Raw genomic sequence first — 19075 nt, 5'->3', positions numbered from 1 at the left:
TCGAAGATCGTCTCGCCGCGGCCGGCTCAGGCCAGCGGCGCAATGGTCAGCTGATCGTCATCGAGCCGCGCCTGCACGGCCTTGCCCAGCAGTTGCGGGTCGATGTCTTCCAGACGTTTGTAATTGCCGGCCAGCGAAAGCAGTTCGGCACGCAGTTCGTGACAGAAGATGCTGGCCTCGCGATCGCCGTGGATACCGGCCAGCGCACGCCCGCGCAGCGCCCCGTAGACATGGACGTTGCCGCCCGCCAGCACTTCGGCACCGGCGTTGACCGCGCCGAGCACGACCAGGTCGCCATCCGGCGCGGTAACCTGCTGCCCGGAGCGCACCGTGCCGCGATGAATGCGACTGCCCACCGCGACCACCCCACCGACGCCGGGCACCAGGGGCGGTTTTTCCTCGGGCAGCGCGTCTTCACCGCCCGTCGGCTCGACGCTTTCCAGGTTGCGGACACGTTCTTCCTGAGGCGGGAACCAGCCCAGCCCCAACGCCCAGGCCGACTGCTTGACCGGATCGCCGCCGCCACGCACCGCCACCGGCAACAACTTGTGGGCGCGGCAGACCGCGCAGACACGCTCCAGCGCCAGGTGCGGCTCGTCGAGCTTTTCGACACTCAGCATCACCGGGGTGTGCTGGAAGAAGGCCGGCGCCTGATTGAGCTTGCCGACCAGTTGATCGCGAATCGCTTCAGGATCGGCGCTGGTCAGCTCCATGACCGTCATGGGCAGCATGCCACCCTTGAAGGTGAAGGCGCTGCCCGCCCTGTCCACATTGAGGCTCATAGCCGGTCTCCACGGTCGGGTAATGACAGTTAAAACTAAGCGAGGGGTCGCCGGGCTGCAACTGATCATACGCCCAGCATACAACGCTTGTCAGTGTCGCCAGGCGACGACGCCCGGGCTTTTCCGGCGTCGATGCGCATGCTTATATAGCATGGAGGCCACAATGACGGCAGCGGATGCCGCCGGATGCCTCACTTTCGTACGCCACATCATCAGGGATGCGTAGCCACTCATGCCAGTCATGCCAGGATTTCTTCGTCACCTCTTCGCCCCACGCTGGCAGCACAGCGATCCCGCGGTGCGCCGCCAGGCCATCGACCGCCTCGACCCCGCCGACGTCGAGGACCGCCAGCGTCTCGAAACGCTGACCACCGACAGCGACGGCGAGGTGCGACGCGCCGCGCTGGCGCGTTTCGACGATCCGGCTCGGCTGGTCGGACTGCTCGAACGTGGCGCCTCCCGCGAACTCCACGAACGCCTGCTGGCCTTGCTGATCGGGCGCGCCGGCGATACGCCGCTGGCATTCCGGCTGACGCTGGTCGAGCGACTCAATGATCCCGAGCTGCTCGAGGCGATCGCCCTGCAGGGCGACAACCAGGACCTGCGGCTGGCTGCCCTGGCACGCCTCGACGACGAAGCGCGGCTGCTCACGCAGGCCTGCGAGAACGGCATCGCCGCGGTGCGCCAGGCGGCCGCCGAGCGCGTCACCAGCGAATCCGCGCTGACCCAGTTGAGCCGCCGCGCCCGGCGCGACAAGCAGGTGGCGCGAATCGCCCGCCTGCGCCTCAACCGCCAACGCGAGGACGCCGCCGAGGCGCGCCAGCGTGCGGCGCGCCGCGAACAACTGCTCAGTGCACTCGAGCAACACGCCGAGCATGCCTGGGAGCCACTCTACGCCGGCCGCTATCGCCATCTGCAGCGTGAATGGGAGGCCCTGCCGGACGTGCCGAGCCGCAGCCAGGAGCAACGCTTTCATGAAGCCGCGCTGCGCTGTCGCAAGATCATCGCCGATCACGAAGCCCGGCACCACGCGATCGCCGCCGCCGACCAGCGCCGCGAGGACGCCGACGAGACGCGGCGCTCGCTGATCGAGGCGCTGGAAGATACCCTTGCCGGCCTGCGCCAGGGCGAGCGCATCGGCGAACAGGATATCGCCAGCTTGCAGGCCCAGAAGCGTCTGCTCGCCAATCGCTGGCAGACGCTCTCCGATCAGCACGCCCCGGACGCCACGCTCAGCGAGCGCTACAACGCGGCACTGCTCGAGCACGAACGCATCCTGGCGGCCTGGCAACGTGCCGAGACCCAGGCCGCGGCACTCAAACAGGCGCTCGAGGCTTGCGACGATGCGCCGCTCCGGGACGCCGTCGCCGCACTGGACTGGCCCGCCGACCTGCCGCCGCCGGCGTTGCTCGCCCGCGCGCAGCGCCGTCTGAACGACCAGCGCGACGAAGCGGCCGGCGAGGCCAGCGCGTCGGCCGAGCGCTTTGCCCGGGAGTTGGGCACGCTCGACGAGCTGCTCGACCGCGGCGCCTTCAAGCGCGCCAGCCGGCTTCATCAGAGCCTGCGCCAGCGCCTGGAGCAGTTGCCCGAAGACGCCCGTCGCGAGCACCTGCCAATGCTCAAGCGCCTTGGCGCCCAGCTCGCCGAACTGCGCGACTGGCGCGGTTTCGTCGCCGGCCCCAAGCGCGAGCAGCTCTGCCATGCCCTCGAAGCGCTGGCCGACGATCGCGATCTCAGCGATGGCGAACTCGACCGCCGGCATCGCCAGCTGGTCAAGGACTGGAAGAACCTTGGCGATGCCGCCGCCGACCGCGAGCTTTCCGCGCGCTTTCGCGCGGCCTCGGATCGCATCCACGAGCGGCTCAGCGCGTGGCGCGAGAAACGCGATGCCAATCGTCAGCAGAACCTGATCGCCCGCCAGGGATTGTGCGAACAACTGGAGGCCCTGATTGCCAGGCCCGACCCCCGGGCCGACCCCGACATGCTGCGCCAGATCCGCGATCGCGCCCGCGAGCAGTGGCGACGCTTCTCGCCGGTCCCGCGCGACCAGGCCGAGGCGGTCGGTCAGCGCTTCGGCACCATCCGCCACGCCCTGCAGATGCTGATCGATCAGCGCGCCCAGGAGATCGCCGCCAGCAAGCGTGAACTGGTCGAGCAGGCACAGACACTGCAGAACGATGACGGCCCCGCTGCGCAACGCGCCGAGCAGGCCAAGCTACTGCAACAACGCTGGCGCGAGCTGGGACGCGCGCCCAAGGGCGAGGAGCAGACGTTGTGGCGCGCCTTTCGCGGTGCCTGCGACAACATCTTCGCCGCTCGCGAGAACGAACGCGACGACCACGCCCAGCGCAGCCGCGAGCGCCTGGACGCCATGCAGGCACTGATCGAGCGGCTCGACGCCTGGCAACCGGAAAACAATCAGGACGCCTCGATACTCGAGGCGGCGATCGCCGAAGCAGAAGATCTCGAGCCATTGCCCCAGGGCCGTCGCAGCGAAGGCATGCGCCGGCGCTGGTCGGGCATCGTGCGCGCCCGCCGCGAGCGGTTATCGCGGCTCGCCGTCAGCGAGGCAATCCACGGCTGGCAGGCCCTGCGGCCGTTGCTCGACGCCCACCTGCAGGCCGACACCAAGGCGCTTGCCGGCGAACCCGCCGAGGATGTCGAGAGCCACGACGCGCTGTCCGCCGACATCCAGCGCGCCCACCAGCAGCGCAACGCGCTGCGTCGCGACCCGCCGGAGGCCAACCAGGTCGCCGATCGGCTGACCCGGCTACGCGTTCATCTGGCGCTGCTCGCCGGCAGCCAGGTGAGCCGCGACGACGAGCCGCTGCGCCTGGCGATTCAGGTCGAACGGCTCAACGAAGGATTGGGTCGCGAACAGACCAGGGCCGAGGAGCTGCACGGCGTGCTCGCCGAGATCCTCGCCACCGGACCGGTGGCGCCGGAACTCTGGCAGCGCGAAGCCGGCGAACTCGACCTGCAGCTGTCGCGGCTGGCCGAGTTGCCGCCCGCCTGATCGATCCGTCCCGCGGCGCACGCAATAGCGCGCGTGAAATAAAACTCATGAAAAAGCGGGCCGCGCCGACGCGAGACCCGCTCCCTGGCTGGCAAGACGCCAAGCGTCCTTCAGCCCATGAATTGCCCGCCGTTGATGTCCAGGTTGGCCCCGGTGATGAACCCCGAGTCACGGTCGGCGAGGAAGCACACCGCCCGCGCGATCTCCTCGGGCTCGCCGAAGCGCTTGACCGGGATACCCTCGCGAATCGACTCGCGGATCTTCTCGGGTATCTTCATGATCATGTCGGTGGCGATGTAGCCGGGGGAGAGAGTATTGACGGTGATGCCCTTGGTCGCGGTCTCCTGGGCCAGCGACATGGTCAGGCCGTGCATCCCCGCCTTGGCCGCCGCGTAGTTGGCCTGCCCGAACTGTCCCTTGCGGCCGTTGATCGAGGAAATGTTGACGATACGGCCGTAGCCGCTCTCGAGCATGTCCTCGAGCACGCAGCGACAGGTGTTGAAGACACTGTTGAGATTGCAGTTGATGACCTCCCCCCATTGTTCGGGGCTCATCTTCTTGAGCGTGGTGTCACGGGTGATGCCGGCGCAATTGACCAGCACGCCGACCGGACCGAACTTGTCGCGAATCTCGCGCACCCCGGCTTCGCAGTCCTCGTAGTCGATCAGGTTGGCACCGGACAGAGCGATGTTCTCGAAACCCTCGGCGCGCTGCTCTTCCAGCCAATGCTTGGCTTTTTCGGGATTGTGATAGCCCGCCACGACCTGGTAGCCCTCCTTGGCCATGGCGCGGCAAATCGCGGTGCCGATGCCACCGGTACCGCCAGTTACCCAGGCGACGGGTGCTGTTTGTGTCATCTTGTCTCCCCCTGAGTCATTTCTATGGGATCGACGCCGAATTTCCATGACGTCTTAGGCAAGGCCAAATGAAGCCGCCTGGAGTCAGTATGGCCGAGACTGGCGGGTCTGCGCGACCATCCGACAGAGGCTTGACTTGGCGCAATTTCCTGGTAATATACGCCACACGATCTGATGCGGGGTGGAGCAGCCTGGTAGCTCGTCGGGCTCATAACCCGAAGGTCGTCGGTTCAAATCCGGCCCCCGCTACCAAACATGAAAAGCCGACACTTTCGTGTCGGCTTTTTCGTGCCTGCCCTTTGGCCAGCGCCTCAGCCACCTTCGCCGGCCGGGCCCGCTCCCGCTATCGGACGCGCCAGCCCCACCCGGCCGATGCCCGGCAGCTTGAGCGCCGGTCGCGCCACATCGACGCCCAGCGTCAGCCCCAGCAGGTTCACTTCGATTCCCTCGACCGCGGCCAGGGTCGCCCCCAGCAATCCGTGAAACGAAAACTGATAACCGCTATCGCTAGGCGTGCGCGCCAGCCAGCCGCTCACCAGGTAATCCTTGCCGATGGCCGTCGCCGGCAACGCGACCTCAAGCCCCGGGACCTGGCGAATCACCCAGGCCACGAAGGTGTTGCTATTGGGCCCGGGCCACACGCGATAGCGATCGCGAAACGGATAGCGCTCGACGGCCGCCTCGATGGCCGGGATCAGCGCCGCGGCCTGCGCGCCGCGATAGTCGGCGATCAGTGCGGGGAGACTGCCGTACCAGGCGCGATCGGGGACGCCGGCACGCACCGACACCGTGGGACGCCGCCAGCCAGTGACCTGCAGCACCCGGTAGCGCTGCGCTCCGGGCGGCTTGACCGCCAGCCAGGTATGCGCGCCGAAGGCCCCGCGCCAGCCGAAGGCTCGCGCGGCGTAAACCTGGACTACCGCCTCCCGCATCGCGGCGGGGTCCGGTGCGAGCCCCGCCGAGGAGCGATCGCTAGTTGCCCAGTTGCCTTCCAGTTCGACCTGCGGCCCGGCCAGCATCGCCAGCGGGCCACCGAGCAGCAGCCCCAGGCCGAGCATCAATCCCGCCATCCAGCGACGCCAATGCGTCATACCGCCTCCCCCGCCTCGTAGGGCCGTAATGCATCGCCCGAGTCACCCGCAGCGCTCTTGAATCGATCCCCCGCCGCCCGCATAACTAGGTAAATTTCCCGTTAACCAAGGCTACCATTATGCCGATCGTCGATCCCCGCACCGGAGACCCGCTGAGCACGCCCCAATCCGAGGCGTCAGCAGCTCAGGCAGATCCGTCGCAGTACATCGTTGATGTCGACATGTCGAACTTCCAGCAGGTCGTGCTGGAAGGCTCGATGCAGATCCCGGTGGTGCTCGATTGCTGGGCGCCCTGGTGCGAGCCCTGCAAGAGCCTGACGCCGGTACTCGAAAAACTCGCCCATGAGTATGCCGGCAGCTTCGTGCTGGCCAAGCTCAACATCGAGGACAACCAGCAGATCGCCGCCCAGTTGGGCATCCGCTCGGTGCCCGACGTCAAGCTGATCATGCAGGGCCAGCTCTACGACCAGTTCCAGGGCGCACTGCCCGAGAAGCAGATCCGCGACTGGCTGGGGCAATATCTGAGCGCCCCGCAGGACGCCGAGGCCAGTCCCGAGGAACAGGCCGAGGCGGCACTGGCCGACGGTGACAGCGCCACCGCTCGGGCCATCTACGAGCAGCTGGTGCAGGACTACCCCGATTATCACGATTACCAGATCGGTTTGGCCAGCGCCCTGGTCGGCGAGGGCCGCGCCGACGAAGCGCGAGCGCTGCTCGACAACCTGCCCCCGGAGCATCGCGACGCCGCCAAGACGCGCGGCGTGCGGGCGCGCATCGAATTCGGCGAGGAAGCGCCGGATGCCGAGGAGATCGCCGCGCTCGAAGGCCGCGACGACAGCGAGGCGCGTTTCAAGCGCGCGCTGCGTCAAGTCGCCGATGGTCGCTACGAGGAAGGGCTCGAAGGCTTGCTGGCATTGCTCAAGTCTGACCGCAGCTACGGCGAGGATATCGCGCGCAAGACGCTGTTGCGGGTGTTCGACGCGCTGGGCGCCGAGCACCCGTTGACGGTGACCTATCGCCGCAAGCTGTTTGCGCTGCTCTACTGAGCTGACCGCTCGACGTCATGGACGTATCGGCGATATCAGCGGTCAAGCGTTGCCGAGCACGTCGTCCAGGCGTTGCAGCGCGGCTTCGAGTCGCTCCGGCGTAGTGCCGAAATTGAGCCGTGCGAAGCCCGGCCAGCCGAAGTCGGCGCCATCGGACAGCGCGACCCGGGCCTGTTCGAGCAGGTAGTGTTGCGGGTTGTCGCCGAGCCCCGCGTCGCGCAGGTCGAGCCAGGCCAGGTAGGTGGCCTCGGGCAGCCGGCACGCGACGTTCGGCCAGCCCGCCAGATGGTCGGCGATGCGCTGGCGATTGCCGCGCAGCACCTCGAGCAATGCCTGGCGCCAGGGCTCGCCGTCGCGGTAGGCGACCTCGGCGGCGAGCAGCCCCAGCAGATTGACCTCGGGCATCAACCCGCTCATCGTCGCCTGCCAGCGGCGGCGCAGCGTCGCGTCGCTGATCACCGCGCAGGCGCAGCCCAGGCCGGCGATGTTGAAGGTCTTCGAGGGCGCCCAAAGCGTGACGATGCGCGCGGCCAGGTCGGGATAGAGCGCGGCCAGCGGGCGATGCGGCTCATCATTCAGGATCAGATCGCAGTGCAGCTCGTCGGAGACGATGGTCAGGTCGTGGCGCTCGGCCAGCTCGGCGAGCAGCGCCAGCTCCGCGCGATCCCACACTCGCCCGGTGGGGTTGTGTGGGTGACACCACAACAGCAGCCGGGTCTGCGGAGTGATCGCCGCTTGCAGCGCCTCGCGAGTCAACCGCCAGGGCTCGCCCGCGGCCGGTTCCGCCAACGGCGCCTCCTGGGCGAGCCGGCCGCTGCGCTCGGCGACCTTGAGAAACGGCGGGTAGATCGGCGTCAGCGTCAGCACGCCGTCGCCCGGCTCGGTCAAGGCCAGGCAGGCCAGGTGCAGCGCCGGCACCACGCCGGGCAGCCAGACCTGCCAGTCGGGCTCGATCGGCCAGCCATAATGCTGCGCGCTCCACGCGCACAGTGTGTGACGCAGGCTGTCGGGAGTGGCGTCGTAGCCGAACACGCCGTGTGCGACCCGCGCCTCAAGCGCTTCGACGACCGCCGGCGGCGACGCGAAGTCCATGTCGGCGACCCACAGCGGCAGTACATCGTCGGCGTAGCGCAGCCATTTCTTGGAGGCGTACTGGCGACGGTCGATGGACGTGGCAAAATCGAAGCGCATGCGGGCTCTCGCTTTGTTGAAAGGACCCAGTTGAAAGGACCCAGTTGAAAGGCCGAGTTGAAAGGCCGAGTTGAAAGGCCGAGCTGAAAAGGCCGAAAAAACCGATGAGGATTGAAGATGCCTGAAGCCACCTTCTATGCCAAGGCCACGCGCGGCGCTTCGCGGCTGGTCGGTCACTGGCTGCTGATCGGCGCAGCCAGCCCCGATCGGTTGGCGATGATTCTCGCCGACACCGCGCGACTGGCCAAGCTCGGCGAACCCGAGGATACCCCCGACGGGGCCACGTTGAACGCCTGGAGCGGAGACGCCCAGCCACCCCTGTGGGCGGCGCGCACCGCGCTGTTCCTGCTGGTGCAGATGCCTGCCCGCCCGCTGCCGCGCGACGAACTCGAAGCCTGCGCCTGGGCCTACTGCTGGCTGCGCAACCGCGATTTCGAGAGCCTGCCGGATGCACTCGCCGCGTTGCCCGGCCATCTCCACGAGCCATTGCGCGAACCGCTCGAGCAGGCCTTCGTCGACCAGAACAGCCGGCGACTCATCTAATCGCGTTATCCTGAAATTCATTGGCGCCGATCGCCATCCGCGCCCGGCCAATCTGCATTACTTCCCGGAGGTCATCGATGGAGGTTCCCTTCGCCTGGCAGATCGCCAAGCTGCTGGTCTCGGTGGGCATCGTGCTGGGCCTGTCGCTGATTGCCGAGCGCATCAGCACGCGTGTCGCCGGGCTGCTGTCGGGCTATCCGCTGGGCACGGCCGTCGCGCTGTTCTTCATCGGCCTCGAGATCGGCCCTCGGTTCGCCGCCGACAGCGCGGTGTATACCCTGGCCGGCTTCACCGCCACGCTCGCCCTGGGCGCCGGCTATCTGCTGTGTGGTCGGCGCGACGGCCTCGTCGGCGTGCTGGCCGGCAGCGCCGGCGGGCTGGTCTGCTGGCTGGCGGTCAGCGCGGCCCTGGCGAGCGTCGACTTCACCCGCGTGAGCGGCAGTCTGACCACGCTGATCGCGATCGCGCTGTTCAGCGCCCTCTATCGGCGCATCCCCGAGCGACGCACCACCGCGCGGGGCGACTTTTCCTGGTCGGCGCTGATCTTCCGGGCCGCGCTGGCCGCCGCAATCATCTTCCTGATCACCGGCCTGGCGCATGTGCTGCCGCCCGCCTGGGCGGGTCTGCTGTCGGCATTCCCGGTCACCTTCTTCCCGTTCCTGGTCATCCTGCATCTCGGCCACGGCGCGGCGCCCACGGCGACCGTCATCAAGCATTATCCGGCCGGGCTGGGCTCGTTGCTGAGCTATGCGCTGTGCGTCTCGCTGACCTACCCCGCCTGGGGCCTGGCGCTGGGCACCCTGGCCGGCTTTGGCGTCGCCACGCTGTGGCTGTTGGCCTGGACACGCCTGCAGGCCCTGCTCGCCCCCGCCAGCCTGGTGCGCCAGACTTGACCGCGCCCACCGGGCGCTGGATTCTGAATGGCCGACAAGGAGCCCGCCATGTTCACCCGTAGCCTGAACCCGACCTTCAGCGACACCGATGCGTTGGGCCATATCAACAATACCCGCATTCCGGTGTGGTTCGAGTTCGCGCGTAACGACGTCTGCCAGCTGTTCACCCCGGATCTGGATCCGCGGAAGTGGGTGTTGATCCTCGCCCGTATCGAGGTCGATTACCGCGCCGAGCTCTATTTCAATGCGCCGATCGAGATTCGCACCGGCGTGTCGCGGATCGGCTCGAGCTCGTTCACGGTCAGTCAGGCGCTATACCAGAACGGCACGCTGGGCGCCGTGGGCAAGACGGTGATGATCCACTACGATCATCAGGTCAAGCGGGCCAAGCCGATTCCCGACGGCGTGCGTAGTGAGCTGGAAAGCCACCTGATCGACACAGCGGCGTTCGTCTCGTGACGCCGGCGATTCGCGCCCTCGAGCAGGCCGGGGTCGCCTTCACGCTGCACGAATACCGCCACGACCCGGCGACGCCGGGCTACGGACTGGAGGCTGCCGAGGCACTCGGAGTGCCGCCTGCCAGCGTGTTCAAGACGCTGCTGGCGATGCTCGACGGCAAACGCCTGGCGGTGGCCCTGGTGCCGGTATCGCACACGCTCGATCTCAAGGCACTGGCCCGCGCGGCCGGGGCCAAGAAGGCCGGCATGGCCGAGGCCGGCGTCGCCGAGCGCGCCACCGGCTACGTGGTCGGCGGCATCAGCCCGCTGGGCCAGAAGCAACGCCTGGCGACCTTCATCGACGCCAGCGCCGAGGCACTGGAGAGGCTGCACGTCAGTGCCGGCCGCCGCGGGCTGGAGATCAGCCTGGCAACCGCCGACCTGGTGCGGTTCAGCGCGGCGCGCTATGCCGAGCTGGCCCGCTAGGGCCCGCGCCATTCGATCCTGGAGCGATACGAGCATGGCCATTCGCTACGACCTGTGGATCGACCCGGACGACACCGAGCGCCACCGCGCCGTGGAGGCGGATCTCGAGCGCTACTTCGTCGAGCGCTTCGCCGACTACCCGCACATCCGCTTGTTCGGCGACGACCCTTGCGATTATGATGCGCCGTTCAATCGCCTCTACGATGCGCTGATCGCTCGCGCCGGCGACTACTGCGAGCGCCAGTGGCGCTACGCGCCTTCCCCGGTGCAGCTCAACCAGGCGTTCTTTCGCGCCGTGGCGCGCTCGAACAAATTCCTGCGGGATCCCTTCGATGCTGATCCGAACCGATGAACGCCCCAACGACCGTCAGCTGGCCCTGATCGCCGAGCAACTGGGCCGCGCGCCGCGCGGCATCCAGGCAATCACTGCCAGCGATGGCGAGGGCACGCCGCTGGTGTTGCGCATGGAATCGATCGTCGACGACAAGCCGTTTCCCACCCTCTACTGGCTGTGCTCGCAGCGTCTCAAGATCGAGCTGTCGCGCATCGAGGCCGCCGGCGTGATCAAGCAGCTCGAGGCGCGCCTGCAGGACGAGCCCGAGTTCCTCGCCGCCTATCACCGCAGCCACGAGGATTACCTCGCCCGTCGCTGGGCGAGCATGCGCGAGGCGCATCGCCAGCTGGCCGAGGCGCGCGGCTACGACGCCTTGTTCCGCGAGCGCGGCATCGGGGGCATCAGCAACTGGGACCAGGTGCGCTGCCTGCACACCCAATACGCCCATCACCTGTCCGGCGACAACGTCATCGGCCAATGGCTCGATCGCGAATACGGCGTGATCGATTGCCTGCCCTGAAGCGACCCATCGCACCGATCTGCCATTGCCTCGAGGAGCACCCCATGCCAAGCATCTGCGTCTACCTGGGCTCGCGCGAGGGCCACGACCCGCGCTTTCGCGACGCCGCCGTGGCGCTCGGCCGCGAGATTGCCGAACGCGGCCTGACGTTGGTCTATGGTGGTGCCCGGATCGGGCTGATGGGCGCGCTGGCCGATGCCACGCTGGCCGCCGGCGGCGAGGTGACCGGGGTCATCCCGCATCATCTGGTCGACCGCGAACTGGCCCACGACGGGCTCACGACGCTGATCCGCGTCGCCGACATGCACGAGCGCAAGGCGAGCATGGCGGCGCACGCCGATGCCTTCGTCGCCCTGCCCGGCGGCATCGGCACGCTGGAGGAGCTGTTCGAGATCTGGACCTGGCAGTACCTGGGGCTGCACGACAAGCCGATCGGCGTGCTCGACGTCGCGGGGTTCTACCGCCCGCTGCTGGGATTCCTCGACCAGGCCGCCGAGAGCGGCTTCCTCGATGCGGCGACCCGGGCCCGGCTGGTCGCGGCCGCGGAACCCGACGCGCTGCTCGATCGGCTCATGCAATCGGCGGGCGTGACCGCATCATCGTAGCCTCGCCGGTCGTCGGCGGCGCGTGGCCGGGGTCGCGTGCGATGCCGATCATGGTCCACCCTGCGCTTGTCGGTAGCGAACCGGGATGCCGATGGCATAGGACAATGACGTGGCCGGCGAGGCTTGGCTACAGTGAGCAGACACACCAGCGAGGAGCAACGGATGTTCGCCATCGCCATCGAAGATGATCAGACGCTGACCTGGCAGCAGCGGGATGCCCCGCGCAGCGAGAGCCCTCACGAGGTACGCATTCGCGTTGCCTGGGCGGGCATGAACCGCGCCGACGTGATGCAGCGGGCCGGTCAGTATCCGCCGCCGCCCGGCGCCTCCGAGATTCTCGGCCTCGAGATCAGCGGCACGGTGATCGACGCCGGCCCGCAGGTGGAGCGCTTGCGCCCGGGCGACAAGGTCTGCGCGCTGCTGGCGGGCGGCGGCTACGCCGAGGAGGTCGTCGTCCACCAGGATCAGGTATTGCCGCTGCCTCAGGGCTTCGGCCTGCGCGAGGCGGCAGCGTTGCCGGAGGTCTACGCCACCGCCTGGCTGAACCTGTTCATGGAAGGCGGACTGCGCCACGTCGAGGGGCGGCCCGAGCGGGTGTTGCTGCATGCCGGGGCGAGCGGCGTCGGCACCACGGCGATCCAGCTGTGCCGAGCCTTCGGCTACCCCTGCTTGGTCACCGCCGGCGACGACGGCAAGATCGCCCGGTGCCGGCAATTGGGCGCCGACGACGGCTGGAATCGCCATCAGGGCAGCTTCGTCGAGACCGTCAAGCAGTGGGGTGGCGCCGACGTGATCCTCGACCCGGTGGGTGCAAGTTACCTGGCCGACAACCAGCAGGTGCTCAATCTGGATGGCCGATTGGTGCTGATCGGCTTGATGGGAGGGCGCTACGCCGAACTCGACATGGGTCGCATGCTGATGAAACGCCAGCGTCTGATCGGCTCGACCCTGCGCAGCAAGTCGCCACAGGCCAAGGGCGCGATCCTCGATAGCCTGCATACGCATGTCTGGCCACGCCTGGCCAGCGGCGAGTTGCGCGCATTGATCGACCGTGACTGGCCGATTCAGCAGGCTGGCGAGGCGATGGCGTACCTGGAAAGCAATACCAGCTTCGGCAAGGTGTTGCTGTCGATCAGCGGCGAGGGCTGAAGCGCGTGAATAGAAGAAGAGGGGGCGGGCGGTGTCGGTCTCAGCACCCGGCGTCGCGGGTACGCAGGTAGGTGAGCTGCAGCAGCCGCGCGTCTTCGCCGGCACGATGACGCTGGATGCCGCGCTCGCGGATCAACGCTTCCTTGGTGCGCTTCCAGCAGCTCAGTTGCGACTCGTCGAGCAGCGAGCGCAGGGCCTCGAGGCGAAAGCGCGGCAGCATGCCGGCATGATGGAACAGCAGCGATAGCCAGGTGCTGTCGTAGCCCCAGCTATCGCTGTAGGCGATGCCGATCTCGGCCAGCTCGTCGTTGAGCCAGCGCGCCACCTCGATCGCCGGGTAGCCCTCGCGCTCGAGCCGGCTGCGCGAAATGCCGTGCAGCAACTCCGCCTTGGGGTCCCAATGGGTCCATTCGTTCTGGGGCTGGATGAGGAAGGCGCAGACGCTGCCGTCGGCCCGGGCCAGACCGACCTCGATGGGATAGCTGCCCCGGCCGAAACCGGACGCTTCGATATCGAGCAGAGTGGGCAGCGTCACATCATCTATCCTTTGTTACCGGCAGCGGCGGCGAGCAATAAAGCCAGTGGAGTCCCGCGCCGCATGACGGCACGGGGCGAGGCTGCCCGACCTGCCCAGCGTACGGGGTTAGACGACGCGAGGCGACCCCTTGAGTGGTGCTCAGTGCGTGAGGGTGCGCTGATCGAGCTGGCCAACCTCGCTGTAGCGCTCGGCAAGCGCCTGCCACTGGGCCGCGCGTTGCGGATCCACGGGCAGCCCCAGCTCGCCGAGACGATAGGCGTGGGCGAGGCGCTCTGCCGCTTGCGGATGCCCGGCTTCACCGGCCCGCGCATACCAGGTCACGGCATGATCGTCACGCCGTGGATACTGAGCACAGCCGTACTCATGGATGCGCCCGGCCTGGTACTGGGCACGACTGTCGCCGGTCTGGGCGGCCTGGAGCACGTAGCGCGCCCCCTTGGCCTTGTCCTGCGGGGTTATGCCGCGATGAAACAGCATATGCCCGTAAACCGACAATGCCGTGACATGTCCCGCTTCCGCACAGCGCTGGAAGAGCCGCAGGGTCAAACGCTGCGTGCGCGGTGAACGGGGTAGCCAGCGGGTGTGGAACAACTGCTCGGCCAGCCGGAACTCAAGCCGGGTGAACAGGGAAGATGGCTGCGCCATGGCGACTAACACCTTGATCGAGTTTGCCTGGGTGACGGCGTCGAGGGTGGCCTGGCCCCTCCCGAGCCAATCCACGCCTCATCTCCTGACTGCCAACCGCCCGGTCTCCGCCGGGGCAACGGGTGGCAAGCATACGCCCCACCCTGGCCCGACTCAACCCCCATTTGCTGCTTCGCAGAGACCCCGTTACCATGCTGTTTTTCCGCCCTTTTCGGAGCCTCGAACATGCAGCAACGAGCGTTAGGCGATACCGGGATCAGTGTCAGCCGGCTCTGCCTGGGGACCATGACCTTCGGCGAGCAGAACAGCGAAGCCGATGCCCATGAACAACTCACTCGGGCCGTGGACGCCGGCATCAACTTCATCGATACCGCCGAGATGTACCCGGTGCCTCCCAGGGCGGAAACCCAGGGGCTTACCGAAGCCTATATCGGCAGCTGGCTCAAGACACGCGGCGGACGCGACGCTCTGATCCTTGCCACCAAGGCGGCCGGTCCGGGGCGCATGGAACACATTCGCGGCGGCGCACAGCTGACCCGCGAGCACATCCAGCAGGCCATCGACGCCAGCCTGCAACGCCTGCAGACCGATTACGTGGATCTTTACCAGCTGCACTGGCCGGCACGCAGCGTCAATATCTTCGGCCAGTTGGGCTATACCCCCGAGTCCGACGAGGACGCCACGCCGCTCGAGGAAACACTGACAGCACTCAAGGAACTGGTCGACGCCGGCAAGGTGCGCGCCATCGGCCTTTCCAACGACACCCCCTGGGGCGTGATGCGCTGCCTGCAACTGGCCGATACCCTCGGTCTGCCGCGTGTCGCCAGCGTGCAGAACCCCTACAACCTGCTCAACCGCAGCTTCGAGGTGGGCCTGGCCGAGATCGCCCATCGCGAGAACGTCGGCCTGTTGGCCTATTCGCCACTGGCCTTCGGCGTGCTGTCGGGCAAGTATCTGGGTGGCGCCCGTCCCGCCGGGGGGCGCATTACCCTGTTCGAGCGCTTTTCGCGCTATACCTCCGAGGCCGCCGAGCAAGCGACACGCGCCTATGTCGATATCGCGCACCGCAACGGTCTCGACCCGGCGCAGATGGCCCTGGCCTTCGTCAACTCACGGCCGTTCCTGACCAGCAACATCATCGGCGCCACGACCCTGGAACAGCTCGACAGCAATATCGCCAGCGAAGACCTGGTCCTGTCCCAGGCGGTGCTCGACGAGATCGAGGCCGTACATCGCCGCATCTCCAACCCCAGCCCGTAACTGCAGAGCTATGAGCCCAATAGCGGGAGGCCGATCGGATCCCCGCCAGCGGCTTGATATACTGCCTTGCTGATCATTCGCTTCTGGAGCCCGCCATGCTGAGCGTGATTTCCCCGGCCAAGACGCTGGATTTCGAAACCACCCCGACCACCACGATGCAGACTCAGCCGGACTATCTGGCCCAGAGCCGCGAGTTGATCGACATTCTGCGCGACTATTCGCCCCAGCGACTCGCCGAATTGATGGGGATCAGCGACAAGCTGGCCGGTCTCAATGCCGCACGCTACGCCGAATGGCAGCCTCCGTTCAATCTGGACAACGCCAAGCAGGCCGCGCAGGCCTTTCAGGGCGACGTCTATGTGGGGCTCGACGCGCCCGCCTTCAGCGATGACGACAACGCCTTCGCCCAGGACCACCTGCGCATCCTCTCCGGCCTGTATGGCCTGTTGCGTCCGCTCGACCTGATCCAGCCCTATCGCCTGGAAATGGGCACCCGCCTGCCCAACCCCGCCGGCAAGGACCTTTACGCGTTCTGGCGGCAGCGCCTGACCGACGATCTCGATCGCGCCGTGGCCGACAGCGGCACCCCGGTGCTGGTCAACCTGGCCTCCAACGAGTACTTCAAGGCGATCGACACCAAGCGGCTGTCGTCACGGGTGATCACGCCGGTCTTCAAGGACGCCAAGAACGGTCAGTTCAAGATCATCAGCTTCTACGCCAAGAAGGCACGCGGGCTGATGAGCGCCTGGCTGATTCGCCAACGTCTCGATGAACCCGACGGACTCAAGGACTTCACGGTCGCCGGCTATCGCTATAACGCTACGCTCTCCCGGGGCGACACCTGGGTGTTCACCCGCGAAGCCGCGGATCATCGCTAACCGGGGTCATGGCTGATATCGCTGTGAGCGCTCCGGGTAACGCAGTAGAATGGAAGCCACGCCTTCAAAGCCGCTTCCGGAGAACTCCATGCGCCATTTGTTCATCATGCTGATGGTCGGTCTGCTCGGCTTCGGCCTGGCCGTCGATCACGCCGAAGCCCGCCGTCTCGGCGGCGGCAAGAGTTTCGGCTCCTATTCCCGTTCCACGGCGCAACAGCCCGCCGCCACCCAACGATCAGCGTCGACACCGCAGCGCAAACCCTCGACGGGCCTGTCGCGCTTTGCCGGCCCGTTCGCCGGGCTGCTCGCCGGCGGCCTGCTGGCTTCGCTGTTCTTCGGCGGCGGTTTCGACGGGCTGCGCATGTTCGACATGCTGTTGATCGGTGGTGCCATCTGGCTGGCCCTGCGTCTCTTCAGCCGACGCCGCACGGCTAACGCCGATGGTCCGACCGTCTATCGCAGCCAGCACGACTCGGCTCAAACCGCACATCCCCAGGCCTTTACCCCTCCCGGCAGCGCCGGACTTGGCGCTCAGCCCGAATGGTTCGACAGGACGCGTTTTCTCAACGATGCCAAGGAGCACTACATGGCGCTGCAGCGCGCCTGGGACAATAACGACCTGAGCAAGATCCAGGAATACGTGACGCCCGAACTCTACAACCTGCTACGCGAAGAGCGGGCCAACCAACCGGCCAATAACCGCACCGAAATCGTGCGGCTTTTCGTCGAGCTTGGCGACGTGCAGGAGTACGCTCAGCAAGCCGAAGCCTCGGTGATCTTCCATGGCATCATCGATGAGAATGGCGATCACAACGAGTTCAACGAAACCTGGCACTTGACCCGCGACCTGCGTGAAGGATCGCCCTGGTACGTGCAGGGCATCGAGCAGAACCCCAGCGCCCGAGGCGATTGGGCGCACTAAAAAACCGGGCTTGGGCCTTAATGCCAGTCAGTTAAACCTATCCTCGAAAAGCTGATGATGAGCTCGTCCCGTGTCGGATTTACCGACACGGGACGATTCATGCACTCCAGCGACGCCATTGCGGCCATCGCTAGAGAGCCGGTCCTGGCAGTGTGTTGCGACGTCTTCCACACTGTTCAAAGATCCGCCGATAGAGACATGTGTCGTCGGCGTTCGCTATTTCAGCCAGGGAGGCAATTGCATGACCCAAGCCATACGCTTTCACGAAACCGGCGGCCCCGAGGTACTGCGTTTCGAGGAGCACGACCCCGGCGAACCCGGCGATCAGGAATTGCGCGTGCGCGTCGAGGCCATCGGCCTCAACCGCGCCGAGGCGATGTTCCGGGCCGGCAACTATCTGGAAGACCCGCAGCTGCCGGCGGGCCTCGGCTATGAAGGCTCGGCGGTGGTCGAGGCGGTGGGCGAGGGTGTCACGGGCTTCGCCGAGGGCGACGCGGTGAGCGTGATCCCCGCCTTCTCGATGAACCGCTACAGCCTCTACGCCGAGCGCGCGATCGTTCCCGCCCATGCGGTGGCACCGCGCCCGGCAGGGCTCGACGCAGTGCAGGCCGCAGCGATCTGGATGCCGTTTCTGACCGCCTACGGCGCGCTGATCGACATCGCCCGGCTGTCCCGCGGCGAGGCGGTGATCATCCCAGCGGCGTCGAGCAGCGTGGGCCTGGCAGCGATCCAGATCGCCAATAGCGTGGGCGCGGTGCCGATCGCCGCGACCCGCAGCGCGGCCAAGGCCGACGAGCTGCACCAGGCCGGCGCGGCCCACGTCATCGCCACCCAGGAGCAGGATATCGCCGCCGAGGCCATGCGCATCACCGATGGCGCCGGCGCCCGTGTGGTGTTCGACCCGGTCGCCGGTTCCGGCACGCCGGCACGGGTCGATGCCATGGCGCCTTATGGCACCTACTTCGTCTACGGCGCCCTGAGCGGCGAACCGACGCCGTTCCCGATGATCGCCGGCATGAACAAGGCGCTGACCATGCGCGGCTATACGCTGCTCGAGATCATCGCCGATCCGGAGCGTTTCGAGGCCGGCAAGCGCTTCATCTACGCCGGGGTCGAAGCGGGCGATTTCAAGCCGATCGTCGCCCGCACGTTCCACTTTGCGGATATGCCCGACGCCCACCGCTACCTGGAATCCAACCAGCAGTTCGGCAAGATCGTCGTCAGCGTGCCGTGATCAGAACTCTCTGCGACAAAACAAGGAGCCCGCAGCGAATGCGGGCTCCAGGCCAAGCTCGGGCTAGAACGGGATCTCGTCGTCGAAATCGTCGAAGCTGCCGGGCTGCGGGGCGCCGTAATTGCCGCCCTGCTGAGCGCCGCCCTGTTGACCGCCCTGTTGACCGCCCTGGGCCGGCGGGCGCTGCGGCTGCGGCTGCGGCGGAGCATTGTCGGCATAACCGCCCTGCTGGCCACCCTGAGGCGCGTAACCAGCCTGCTGGGATTGTTGCTGGGGAAAGTCGCCGCCGCGTGAATCGAGCATCTGCATGTCGTTGGCGACGATCTCGGTGCTGTACTTGTCCTGGCCGTTCTGGTCCTGCCACTTGCGCGTCTGCAGGCGACCCTCGATATACACCTTGCCGCCCTTCTTCAGATACTGCTGGGCGATCTCGGCGAGCTTGTTGAACAGCACCACGCGATGCCATTCAGTACGCTCCTGGCGCTGGCCGCTCTGACGATCGGTCCAGGTATCGGTGGTCGCCAGGTTCAGGTTGGCCACCGCCGTTCCCGACGGCGTGAAGCGCACTTCGGGGTCCTGACCCAGATTGCCGATCAGAATGACCTTGTTAACACCACGGGCCATGGTTGACTCCTTGCTAGTGTGCGG

Annotated in this window: 21 protein-coding genes and 1 tRNA gene; 15 read left to right on the top strand and 7 right to left on the bottom strand. The window is 66.9% G+C overall.

Translation table 11 applies throughout. From position 1 onward, the window contains the following. Positions 1–26: 26 nt before the first annotated feature. The gene (gene minC, locus K7I12_RS02005) at positions 27–782 is read right to left on the bottom strand and encodes a septum site-determining protein MinC (RefSeq protein ID WP_031384733.1); all 756 of its coding nucleotides are present in this window, start codon (positions 780–782) and stop codon (positions 27–29) included. Between the two features lie 232 nt (positions 783–1014). Here minC and K7I12_RS02000 point away from each other — a divergent pair, with 232 nt between their 5' ends. After that, the gene (locus K7I12_RS02000) at positions 1015–3798 is read left to right on the top strand and encodes a DUF349 domain-containing protein (protein WP_331460568.1); all 2784 of its coding nucleotides are present in this window, start codon (positions 1015–1017) and stop codon (positions 3796–3798) included. A gap of 110 nt (positions 3799–3908) precedes the next feature. On the opposite strand, the gene phbB is transcribed toward K7I12_RS02000, so the two are convergent. Further along, positions 3909–4655: an acetoacetyl-CoA reductase gene (gene phbB / locus K7I12_RS01995; protein WP_031384735.1), complete on the bottom strand. Its 747-nt coding sequence runs from the start codon at positions 4653–4655 to the stop codon at positions 3909–3911. 175 nt (positions 4656–4830) lie between these two features. Between phbB and K7I12_RS01990 the strand changes: the two genes are divergently transcribed. Then, positions 4831–4907, top strand: a tRNA-Met gene (locus K7I12_RS01990). Positions 4908–4966: 59 nt separating this feature from the next. On the opposite strand, the gene K7I12_RS01985 is transcribed toward K7I12_RS01990, so the two are convergent. Then, positions 4967–5746, bottom strand: a complete 780-nt coding sequence (locus K7I12_RS01985; protein WP_231662838.1) for a DUF3750 domain-containing protein — start codon at positions 5744–5746, stop codon at positions 4967–4969. A 119-nt stretch (positions 5747–5865) separates the two neighbouring features. On the opposite strand from K7I12_RS01985, the gene K7I12_RS01980 reads away from it, so the two are divergent. Further along, positions 5866–6792, top strand: coding sequence for a tetratricopeptide repeat protein (locus tag K7I12_RS01980; RefSeq protein WP_031384737.1), 927 nt, complete (start codon positions 5866–5868; stop codon positions 6790–6792). A 42-nt stretch (positions 6793–6834) separates the two neighbouring features. Here K7I12_RS01980 and K7I12_RS01975 read toward each other — a convergent pair whose 3' ends face one another. Then, positions 6835–7983 (bottom strand): MalY/PatB family protein, encoded by a 1149-nt coding sequence (locus K7I12_RS01975; RefSeq protein WP_031384738.1) that lies wholly within the window; start codon positions 7981–7983, stop codon positions 6835–6837. A gap of 117 nt (positions 7984–8100) precedes the next feature. Between K7I12_RS01975 and K7I12_RS01970 the strand changes: the two genes are divergently transcribed. The 8 genes from K7I12_RS01970 (at position 8101) to K7I12_RS01935 (ending at position 12950) form a co-directional block, all read left to right on the top strand. After that, the gene (locus K7I12_RS01970; protein WP_031384739.1) at positions 8101–8526 is read left to right on the top strand and encodes a hypothetical protein; all 426 of its coding nucleotides are present in this window, start codon (positions 8101–8103) and stop codon (positions 8524–8526) included. Positions 8527–8603: 77 nt separating this feature from the next. Next, positions 8604–9419 carry a hypothetical protein gene (locus K7I12_RS01965; protein ID WP_231662836.1) on the top strand — a complete coding sequence of 272 codons (816 nt, stop codon included), beginning with the start codon at positions 8604–8606 and terminating at the stop codon, positions 9417–9419. 48 nt (positions 9420–9467) lie between these two features. Next, a complete protein-coding gene (locus tag K7I12_RS01960; protein ID WP_031384741.1) occupies positions 9468–9878 on the top strand; it encodes an acyl-CoA thioesterase in 411 nt (136 codons plus the stop codon). Further along, the gene (gene ybaK, locus K7I12_RS01955; protein ID WP_031384742.1) at positions 9875–10342 is read left to right on the top strand and encodes a Cys-tRNA(Pro) deacylase; all 468 of its coding nucleotides are present in this window, start codon (positions 9875–9877) and stop codon (positions 10340–10342) included. The genes K7I12_RS01960 and ybaK overlap by 4 nt, the downstream gene beginning before the upstream one ends. Before the next feature lie 34 nt (positions 10343–10376). Continuing rightward, complete coding sequence (locus tag K7I12_RS01950; protein ID WP_231662833.1) at positions 10377–10694, top strand: hypothetical protein; 318 nt, start codon at positions 10377–10379, stop codon at positions 10692–10694. Beyond that, complete coding sequence (locus tag K7I12_RS01945) at positions 10675–11196, top strand: DUF501 domain-containing protein (RefSeq protein ID WP_031384743.1); 522 nt, start codon at positions 10675–10677, stop codon at positions 11194–11196. The genes K7I12_RS01950 and K7I12_RS01945 overlap by 20 nt, the downstream gene beginning before the upstream one ends. 44 nt (positions 11197–11240) lie before the next feature. Further along, a complete protein-coding gene (locus K7I12_RS01940) occupies positions 11241–11801 on the top strand; it encodes a TIGR00730 family Rossman fold protein (RefSeq protein WP_031384744.1) in 561 nt (186 codons plus the stop codon). Positions 11802–11963: 162 nt separating this feature from the next. Then, entirely contained in the window at positions 11964–12950 is a 987-nt protein-coding gene (locus tag K7I12_RS01935) for an NAD(P)H-quinone oxidoreductase (protein ID WP_031384745.1), read from the top strand. A 40-nt stretch (positions 12951–12990) separates the two neighbouring features. On the opposite strand, the gene K7I12_RS01930 is transcribed toward K7I12_RS01935, so the two are convergent. Beyond that, positions 12991–13485 carry a hypothetical protein gene (locus tag K7I12_RS01930; protein ID WP_231662831.1) on the bottom strand — a complete coding sequence of 165 codons (495 nt, stop codon included), beginning with the start codon at positions 13483–13485 and terminating at the stop codon, positions 12991–12993. 141 nt (positions 13486–13626) lie between these two features. Continuing rightward, entirely contained in the window at positions 13627–14133 is a 507-nt protein-coding gene (locus K7I12_RS01925; protein ID WP_031384747.1) for a tetratricopeptide repeat protein, read from the bottom strand. A gap of 225 nt (positions 14134–14358) precedes the next feature. Between K7I12_RS01925 and K7I12_RS01920 the strand changes: the two genes are divergently transcribed. The 4 genes from K7I12_RS01920 (at position 14359) to K7I12_RS01905 (ending at position 18427) form a co-directional block, all read left to right on the top strand. Then, entirely contained in the window at positions 14359–15393 is a 1035-nt protein-coding gene (locus tag K7I12_RS01920) for an NADP(H)-dependent aldo-keto reductase (protein WP_231662828.1), read from the top strand. Positions 15394–15488: 95 nt separating this feature from the next. Continuing rightward, positions 15489–16271: a peroxide stress protein YaaA gene (gene yaaA, locus K7I12_RS01915; RefSeq protein ID WP_031384749.1), complete on the top strand. Its 783-nt coding sequence runs from the start codon at positions 15489–15491 to the stop codon at positions 16269–16271. Positions 16272–16359: 88 nt separating this feature from the next. Further along, positions 16360–17193 carry a Tim44 domain-containing protein gene (locus tag K7I12_RS01910; RefSeq protein WP_031384750.1) on the top strand — a complete coding sequence of 278 codons (834 nt, stop codon included), beginning with the start codon at positions 16360–16362 and terminating at the stop codon, positions 17191–17193. 241 nt (positions 17194–17434) lie between these two features. Continuing rightward, positions 17435–18427 carry a zinc-dependent alcohol dehydrogenase family protein gene (locus K7I12_RS01905; protein WP_031384751.1) on the top strand — a complete coding sequence of 331 codons (993 nt, stop codon included), beginning with the start codon at positions 17435–17437 and terminating at the stop codon, positions 18425–18427. Between the two features lie 63 nt (positions 18428–18490). Here K7I12_RS01905 and ssb read toward each other — a convergent pair whose 3' ends face one another. Next, positions 18491–19051 (bottom strand): single-stranded DNA-binding protein, encoded by a 561-nt coding sequence (gene ssb / locus K7I12_RS01900; RefSeq protein ID WP_231662826.1) that lies wholly within the window; start codon positions 19049–19051, stop codon positions 18491–18493. Positions 19052–19075 lie beyond the last annotated feature (24 nt).

This window comes from Halomonas sp. IOP_31, from assembly GCF_021151495.1.
Taxonomy (GTDB): domain Bacteria; phylum Pseudomonadota; class Gammaproteobacteria; order Pseudomonadales; family Halomonadaceae; genus Modicisalibacter; species Modicisalibacter zincidurans.
The sequence above is the reverse complement of the archived record's forward strand: the minus strand, read 5'-3'. Positions and strand labels throughout refer to the sequence as shown.